The following is a 7,537-nucleotide window of genomic DNA, read 5'->3' on the forward strand; positions in this document are numbered from 1 at the left end:
ATGTCTTGCATACCTTACTCCTCTTCCTCTTCATAACCAAAATGCGACTTGGCAAACTGTGTGATCATCCGTCCTCGCGGCGTCCGCTGCAAGAACCCTTGTTGTAATAAATATGGCTCGTAGACGTCCTCGATCGTCTGAGCATCCTCACCGATTGTTGCGGCGAGCGTCTCGAGTCCCACCGGTCCACCTCCGAACCGTTCTACCATGGCCCGAAGCAATCGGTGGTCGACTTCATCGAGTCCAAGCGCATCGACGTGTAGACGGTCGAGCGCATCGGATGCGAGCACCGGGTCGATTTCTTTCGTGCCGGCTACCTGAGCGAAGTCACGGACTCGACGCAAGAGACGATTGGCGATTCGCGGTGTCCCTCGCGAGCGCTTCGCAATCGCGCCACTCGCCTCAGGTGAGATGGAGAGGCGGAACAGCTGGGCCGTCCGACTGACGATGGCCGCAAGTTCATGTGGCTCATAGTACTCAAGTTTCAATGTGACCCCGAAACGGTCCCGAAGCGGTGCCGATAACATCCCGGCCCGCGTCGTCGCCCCGACGAGTGTGAACGGCGGCAAGTCGATGCGGACGCTTCGCGCCATCTCACCTTGTCCGTAGACGATGTCGAGACAGTAATCTTCCATCGCTGGATAGAGAATCTCTTCAATCGTTCGACTCAACCGGTGAATCTCATCGATAAATAAGACGTCACCCGGCTCAAGTGTCGAGAGGATTGCAGCCAGGTCGCCCGGGCGTTCAATCGCTGGTCCGGCGGTCGTCTTGATGCCGACGCCCATCTCGTTGGCGATAATTTGCGCGAGCGTCGTCTTCCCGAGTCCCGGTGGTCCATACAATAGGACGTGGTCGAGCGTCTCACTGCGAAGTTTGGCGGCCTGGATGAAGACTGACAAATTGCCTTTCGCCTTTTCCTGCCCGATATATTGCTCGAAGCGCTGCGGACGTAAGCTCCACTCTTCAGAGTCTTCATATTGCTGATGAGATTGTGACAACAATCGTTCGTCCATAGCTTCCTCCTTATTTCAATAACAGCTGTAGCGCGCGTTTTATGTACGCGTCGGTCGTCAAGATCTCGCCGCTCAATGCTTTGCGGACTTTCGCGATCTCTCGTTCAGAATATCCGAGGGCGACGAGCGCCTCACACGCCTCGTCTAGTTCTGATGCACCTTGTGCAAACAATCCTTCGTTCGGCACATAATCCGGTGCGAGTTCGGATAACTTCCCTTTCAAGTCGAGTGCCATCTGTTTGGCCGTCTTCTTCCCGACTCCCGGGAACTTCGTCAAATACTTCTCATTCTCGGTTTCAATCGCATCGATCAACGCGTCGATATCTCCAGAGGCGACGATGGCGAGTGCCCCTTTCGGTCCGATGCCGCTCACGCTAAGGAGTTTATTGAAGAGCTCCCGTTCCCGGCGTGACCGGAAACCGTATAGCGTCTGTTGATCTTCACGGACGTAATGATGCGTAAACACGATTACATGTTCGTCTTGTTCACGATAAAAAAACGGGTTAGGCACATGTACTTTGTAGCCGACGCCCGAGACATCTAACGTTATATATTCCGCACACACGTAGGCGACGGGTCCTTTTACGAATTCAATCACGGTGTAATCTCCTTTTCGGTCGGAAAAACTGCATTTATTGTACCATAACGAGCGATATGAAAAAAGGACAGGCGTTTGCCTGTCCTGAAGCGATTACCGCGCGAGCATACGTTCAAGTGCACGTTTCGACCACTCTGTCGTCTCAGCATCAACGCGAATGATGTTCACAGGGTCCGTCTCGAGCGACTCGAGCGCCCAAAGGAGATGTTGCAAGTCGATTCGGTTCATCGTCAGACACGGACACATGAACGGGTTCAACGAGACGATATCAAGATGCGGGTACGTCGCCGCCAACCGGTTCACGAGGTTCATCTCCGTTCCGACCGCCCATTTTGTTCCTGGCTCACTCGCATCAATCTTGTCGATGATATACGATGTCGACCCGGCCTCGTCGGCTGCCTGCACGACATCGAACGTACATTCCGGATGGACGATGATGCGACGATCCGGTTCGCGCTCACGGAACGCTTGAATTTGCGAGACGGTGAACTTCTCATGGACAGAACAATGCCCTTTCCAAAGAATGACCCGAATCTGTTCGAGATCACCTTCTGCCACCAACTCTTCACGGAGCGGGTCCCAGATGGCCATCGCCTCGAGCGGGATGCCAAGGTCATATGCCGTATTCCGTCCGAGATGCTGGTCGGGAAGGAACAAAATCCGCTCTCCCGCTTCTAGTGCCCAGCGGACGATGTCATGTGCGTTCGACGATGTGACCGTCGCCCCGCCATGACGTCCGACGAACGCTTTGATGGCCGCCGTCGAATTGACGTATGTAATCGGGATGATGCTTTCCCCGAACTGCTCCGTCAATTCTTCCCACGCGATCTCCGTCTGGTCGATATCGGCCATGTCTGCCATGGAGCAGCCGGCCCGCATATCGGGCAAGACGACAATCTGGTCATCGCGCGTCAACATATCTGCCGTCTCCGCCATGAAATGAACGCCACAGAAGACGATGAATTCTGCTTCACTCATCTGTTCTGCGAGTCGTGCGAGCTGGAGCGAATCTCCTGTCGCGTCCGCAAATTGGACGACCTCGTCTTTTTGATAATGATGCGCCGGTAAGAAGAGACGTGTTCCGAGCCGGTCTTTGACCGCCTGAATCCGTGTCTCCATTTCCTCCACCGACAGATTAGCGTACGTCGGTGGGAGTGTTCCGAGTAGTTGCATGTTTCATTCCTCCTTGTAAGTTCATACTGCAGTCGAGTGCCCGTACCGAGTGGGTCAACTGACCGAGTGAGATGACATCGATGCGAATCCCTCGATAGTCGGCAATCGAGTCGAGCGTGATGCCGCCAGACACTTCGATGGTGATATGGTCCGGAATATGCTGGACCCATTCTCGCAGTTCATCCGGCGTCCGATTATCGAGCATCACAATATCCGGATTCGCCCGAACGGCTTCTAGGAGCTGCGCAAACGACTCGACCTCAACTTCGATTGGGGTCGTATGACCGACTTTTGAGCGCGCGGCGAGAACGGCTTTTGTCACACCACCGAGTGCGACGATGTGGTTATCTTTAATCATGACGGCATCGTCGAGGCGGAGTCGATGGTTGTAACCGCCACCGACACGAACGGCATACTTCTCAAGCATGCGGAGTCCCGGTGTCGTTTTCCGCGTATCCGTGATGTGAATCGAGTCGTCATCGAGCGCATCGACACACTTCCGTGTCATCGTCGCAATCCCGCTCACACGCTGAATCACATTCAATAGGACGCGTTCCGTCTCTAATAGGACGCGCGTCTTCCCTCTCAAAACAATCAGTTTATCTCCCGGGGCAATCCGACTTCCATCATCTTGGCAACCCACCAATTCGAGTTGTTGCATCTTTGCGAGTTCTTGGACAATCGGCTTCCCGCAGAAGATGCCTTGCTCTTTTGCGATGATGGTCGCGATTGACTCGTCGTGTTCATCGATCAGTTCACTTGATAGATCACCATATCCGATATCCTCAATCAGAAACTTTCGTAGCTGTTCGCGTAGATAAATCGTGTTCATCGTACCTCTCCATTTCGAGGATGCTTTGCGCGATGAGACGCGCCGCATCGAGTTGTAAAGTTTGTTCACTTAATTGTCTTGTCACGTGTTTCGTCAAGGTCAACGTTTGGGTATTTTGTAAGAAACATTTTATTTCGTCGTGATTCGGTGAAATCGTCAACCACTTGCCGATTTGTTGGCGGAGCGCACGGAACGTGTCAGGTGAGATGTCATACGCCATCACATCGCTCGTCGCAAAGCCTCTGTCCTTCACTTGAATCGCCTCGGCGACACGTTTTCCGAACACCCAGCATTCCAAGAGTGAATTCGAGGCCAGTCGATTCGTACCGTGTATACCTGCTTCCGCCACTTCTCCGACGGCATACAAACCGTCGACGTCCGTTCGACCCACGTCATCCACTTCGATTCCGCCCATATGAAAATGGAGCCCTGGGCGAACGGGGATTTGGCGAAGGTCGATGCCTAACTTGTCACACGTCGTTGCGAGTTTCGGGAACCGTTCACGTAGTCGCGTCACACTAGTCGTATCAAGAAAGATGGGTCCAACTCGGTCTGTTAAGACACGGGCCACCACGTCTCGAGGGGCGAGACTCCCAAGCGGGTGATGCGCCATCACATCGTTTCCGTATGGATCGACGAGCTTCGCACCGGCACCACGGAGCGCCTCGGTGACGAGATGAGGTTCCTCTGCGGCCAATAAGGTCGGGTGAAATTGAATCCTTTGTAAATGTGTCAGCTTTGCCCCGCACCGATTTGCCAAGACGAGACCGTCACCGGTCACCGTCTGCGCGTTCGAGGTCCAATCGACAAGTCCACCGATTCCGCCGGTCGCGAGAACGACGGCACCTGCCTCGATGTGCAGTAATTTTTCTTTCTGAAACGCCATCGCACCGATAACACGTCCTTCCTTCATCACAAGGTCATGGACGAGGACGTGTTCGAGTATGTTCACGTTATCCGGTAAAGACCGACGCAAGTGCCGCATGACATGTCGACCGGTCTCGTCGCCCCCGGCATGAAAGATGCGATGCAACCGATGAGCCCCTTCCCGTCCGAGGGCATAACCGTCCCCGTCACGATCGAAGCGGACACCGAACCGTTCCATCTCTTCAATCACTCGACGTCCTTCTTCCACGAGAATGTCGACGCGTTCTGAGCACGATGTCTGATTCGAAGCAAGCATCGTGTCTTCTTTATGCGCCTCACTCGTCTCCTCGAGATACGAGCTCGCAATCCCCCCTTGTGCCAAATCGGAGTTCGTCGACGTCGCCTCCCCTTTGGAGACGAGGAGGACAGACAATGAGGATGGCACATGTAGCGCCGTCGCGACGGCGGCAAGTCCCGTTCCAATAATCAAAATGTCGGTTTTCTCTATCTGTAAAGACACCTGTATATCACCTGTTTTTCATATGTAATGTTGACTTGTAAACTAGTTTCGCATAATTTTGTGTAGAAGACAACATGAGAAAAGGGGAGTCCATGATGAACCGCTACTTCGACTACGCCGCTACACATCCTATGACACACGCAGCATTAGACCATTACGTGGCTATGGCCAAAAACGTTTATGGAAACCCATCATCACTCCACGCGCACGGATATATGGCTGAAGATTACTTAACAGAGGCACGGCGCTTACTTAAACAAGCACTCGGACTCGACGTCTTACGTGGGAAATTATTGTTTACCGGAAGTGGTTCTGAAAGTAACTACATCGCACTGACGAGCTTACGGAAGCGCATGAAAGGCAAAGAAGTGATCACGTCCTGGCATGAACATGATTCGGTCGCCCTTTTGCTTGAAGAATGGGAACGCGAAGGAGTCATCGTCCATCGTTTGAAACTGAAAGACGGAAAGTTTGATTTAGAGACGTTCACACACTTACTCGACCGTGATATCGGACTCGTCACGCTCCAACACGTCAATTCCGACACAGGATGGGTGTTGCCGCTCCATCACATTCAATGTCTCCTAAAATATAAAAAGATTCTCTTTCACGTGGACGGCGTACAGGCACTGGGGAAAATCCCGATTTCTGTGGAAGGAATCGATGCCTACTCGTTCAGTGCCCATAAGGTCGGTGGGCCAAAAGGAATCGGTGCCCTTTATATGGAGCGCTTGATTCCCCCACCATACTATCCGGGTCATCACCAATACGGGATTCGTCCGGGTACGATCGACGTTCCAGGAATCAGCGCCTTCGTCAAAGCGCTCGGGGAACGTCAAGAGCAACTGACACGTTTTCAGAGAAATTTCATGGCGTTTCGTGCTATCTTGAAAGAGAAGACGTCAGCGTATGTCCATTGGCTCGAGTTTGACGAACAAAGTCCCGCTATCTTTTCCTTCGTATCCCATCAACGCGACGGACAATGGTGGATGACCGAGCTCGACGACCTCGGGTTCCAAGTATCCGCCGGATCAGCATGTCGCGCCGGTCAGAACGGACCGAACCGCATGCTCGAAGCACTCGGATATGAGACGAGCGCCTGCCACGGACTCGTCCGCATTTCCTTCGGCGCGCAAACGACCGTCGAAGACACATCGGCCCTCGCCGATGCCATCGTCACTTTAGCAAGGAGAGTCGAACATCATGAACAAACGTTTAGCCGGTGAAGAACGCCGTCGTACTTTACTTCAACTGATCGAATCGAGCAATGAACCGATCACTGGATCTGAACTGGCAAGGCACGTATCCGTCAGTCGCCAGGTCATCGTCCAAGACTTGTCGCTCTTAAAAGCGAAAGGTCACCAAATCGTCGCGACCGCGCGCGGTTACGTCTATTTGCACGGCGACCTCACCCCGTCTACTTATTCGAAAAAGGTGGCTTGCCGCCATACGGCAGAGGAGATGGAGGCAGAGATGAACGCCATCGTCGATGAAGGGGTCACCATCAAAGATGTCATCATCGACCACCCCGTTTACGGATCCATCACGGGACAGCTCATGGTGAGGAGTCGGCGTGACGTCCGCGCCTTCCTCGAACGAGTCAAAGCGCACGGAGCCTCACCGCTCTCGCAATTGACCGGAGGATTACATGTCCATACACTTGAAGCCGATCATCAAGAAGCAATCGATGCTGCGGTGAAAGAGCTCGACCGGCTCGGTATTCTCGTATCCGAACTAGATTGAAGAGACGTCACGAATATGTGACATCTCTTCTTTTTCTTTTCAGTCATGTCCGTTATACTGATGGATGGAACAAGTTTCCTGCAATCACCTTGAAAGGAGGACTCGTCATGAACGTCCTCGAGCACATGCTCGCCGTATGTGGTGTCTTCAGCATTCCTCTCGGTATCTTCATCCAATTCATCCCGAACGAACTCGTTCTCGCATATGGCGGCTTTCTCGTCGATTCGCATGACGCGTCTTTCTTCCTGATGTTTCTACTGGCGTGGGTTTCCTTCACGCTCAGTCAGATCGGTCTTTACTGGATCGGTCGATATGGTGGGCGTCCCGTCGCCTTGAAGCTGTATCGTTACTTCCGAATTCGGCAAGACAAGCAACTGCGGGCCGAACGCTGGTTTGAGAAATACGGGGCATGGATTGTCTGTCTCAGCCTGTTCTGGCGCCAGCTGTTCGCGGTCAGTGCCGGCGTGATGCGCCTGTCGTTCCGAAAGTTCTTGTCGGTGACGACACTCATTTTTGCCGTCTGGTCATTCATCTTCATTCATGTCGGGATGATGCTCGGCAACAACTGGCGGATGATCGGTCACTTCATGGACGACATCCTGCCCTTCCTGGCGCTAGCCATCGGAATTTTTCTCGTCGTCCGTCATCTTCGTCAGCATCCGAAACATGTGAAAGAATCAGCGTAATTAGCGCTGATTCTTTCAGACTGTAGACAAAATATAGGTCTACGGTCTTTTTTTATGCCCAAGCCGGGCACGGCTCGCTTTCCTAGGGGCAAGCAGGGAGCC

The 7,537-nt window shown here is 53.1% G+C and carries 8 protein-coding genes; 3 read left to right on the forward strand and 5 right to left on the reverse strand.

What is annotated here, in order from left to right; genetic code table 11:
• Nucleotides 1–14: 14 nt before the first annotated feature.
• From ruvB to KNO99_RS11260, 5 genes are all read right to left on the reverse strand, one after another.
• Complete coding sequence (gene ruvB / locus KNO99_RS11240; protein ID WP_214695364.1) at nt 15–1,016, reverse strand: Holliday junction branch migration DNA helicase RuvB; 1,002 nt, start codon at nt 1,014–1,016, stop codon at nt 15–17.
• Between the two features lie 10 nt (nt 1,017–1,026).
• Nucleotides 1,027–1,614 carry a Holliday junction branch migration protein RuvA gene (gene ruvA / locus KNO99_RS11245; protein WP_015881166.1) on the reverse strand — a complete coding sequence of 196 codons (588 nt, stop codon included), beginning with the start codon at nt 1,612–1,614 and terminating at the stop codon, nt 1,027–1,029.
• A 93-nt stretch (nt 1,615–1,707) separates the two neighbouring features.
• The gene (gene nadA, locus KNO99_RS11250) at nt 1,708–2,787 is read right to left on the reverse strand and encodes a quinolinate synthase NadA (RefSeq protein WP_214748541.1); all 1,080 of its coding nucleotides are present in this window, start codon (nt 2,785–2,787) and stop codon (nt 1,708–1,710) included.
• On the reverse strand, nt 2,750–3,619 hold the full coding sequence (gene nadC / locus KNO99_RS11255) for a carboxylating nicotinate-nucleotide diphosphorylase (RefSeq protein WP_214748543.1): 870 nt from the start codon (nt 3,617–3,619) through the stop codon (nt 2,750–2,752). Before nadC ends, nadA begins: the two co-directional genes overlap by 38 nt.
• Nucleotides 3,573–5,006, reverse strand: a complete 1,434-nt coding sequence (locus tag KNO99_RS11260; RefSeq protein WP_214748544.1) for an L-aspartate oxidase — start codon at nt 5,004–5,006, stop codon at nt 3,573–3,575. The genes nadC and KNO99_RS11260 overlap by 47 nt, the downstream gene beginning before the upstream one ends.
• Before the next feature lie 95 nt (nt 5,007–5,101).
• Here KNO99_RS11260 and KNO99_RS11265 point away from each other — a divergent pair, with 95 nt between their 5' ends.
• From KNO99_RS11265 to KNO99_RS11275, 3 genes are all read left to right on the forward strand, one after another.
• Nucleotides 5,102–6,232, forward strand: a complete 1,131-nt coding sequence (locus KNO99_RS11265) for a cysteine desulfurase family protein (RefSeq protein WP_214748546.1) — start codon at nt 5,102–5,104, stop codon at nt 6,230–6,232.
• Nucleotides 6,210–6,749: a transcription repressor NadR gene (locus KNO99_RS11270; RefSeq protein WP_214748548.1), complete on the forward strand. Its 540-nt coding sequence runs from the start codon at nt 6,210–6,212 to the stop codon at nt 6,747–6,749. The genes KNO99_RS11265 and KNO99_RS11270 overlap by 23 nt, the downstream gene beginning before the upstream one ends.
• A 107-nt stretch (nt 6,750–6,856) precedes the next feature.
• On the forward strand, nt 6,857–7,435 hold the full coding sequence (locus KNO99_RS11275) for a DedA family protein (RefSeq protein ID WP_214695352.1): 579 nt from the start codon (nt 6,857–6,859) through the stop codon (nt 7,433–7,435).
• Nucleotides 7,436–7,537 lie beyond the last annotated feature (102 nt).

It is taken from the genome of Exiguobacterium sp. s189 (assembly GCF_018617615.1).
Classification (GTDB): Bacteria; Bacillota; Bacilli; order Exiguobacteriales; family Exiguobacteriaceae; genus Exiguobacterium; species Exiguobacterium aestuarii_A.

What these genes read in the sequence shown, in the direction of transcription:
- nadC (WP_214748543.1), bottom strand. Translation starts at nt 3,619, where the DNA reads ATGAACACGATTTATCTACGCGAACAGCTACGAAAGTTTCTGATTGAG.
- ruvB (WP_214695364.1), bottom strand. Translation starts at nt 1,016, where the DNA reads ATGGACGAACGATTGTTGTCACAATCTCATCAGCAATATGAAGACTCT.
- KNO99_RS11270 (WP_214748548.1), top strand. Translation starts at nt 6,210, where the DNA reads ATGAACAAACGTTTAGCCGGTGAAGAACGCCGTCGTACTTTACTTCAA.
- nadA (WP_214748541.1), bottom strand. Translation starts at nt 2,787, where the DNA reads ATGCAACTACTCGGAACACTCCCACCGACGTACGCTAATCTGTCGGTG.
- KNO99_RS11275 (WP_214695352.1), top strand. Translation starts at nt 6,857, where the DNA reads ATGAACGTCCTCGAGCACATGCTCGCCGTATGTGGTGTCTTCAGCATT.
- KNO99_RS11265 (WP_214748546.1), top strand. Translation starts at nt 5,102, where the DNA reads ATGAACCGCTACTTCGACTACGCCGCTACACATCCTATGACACACGCA.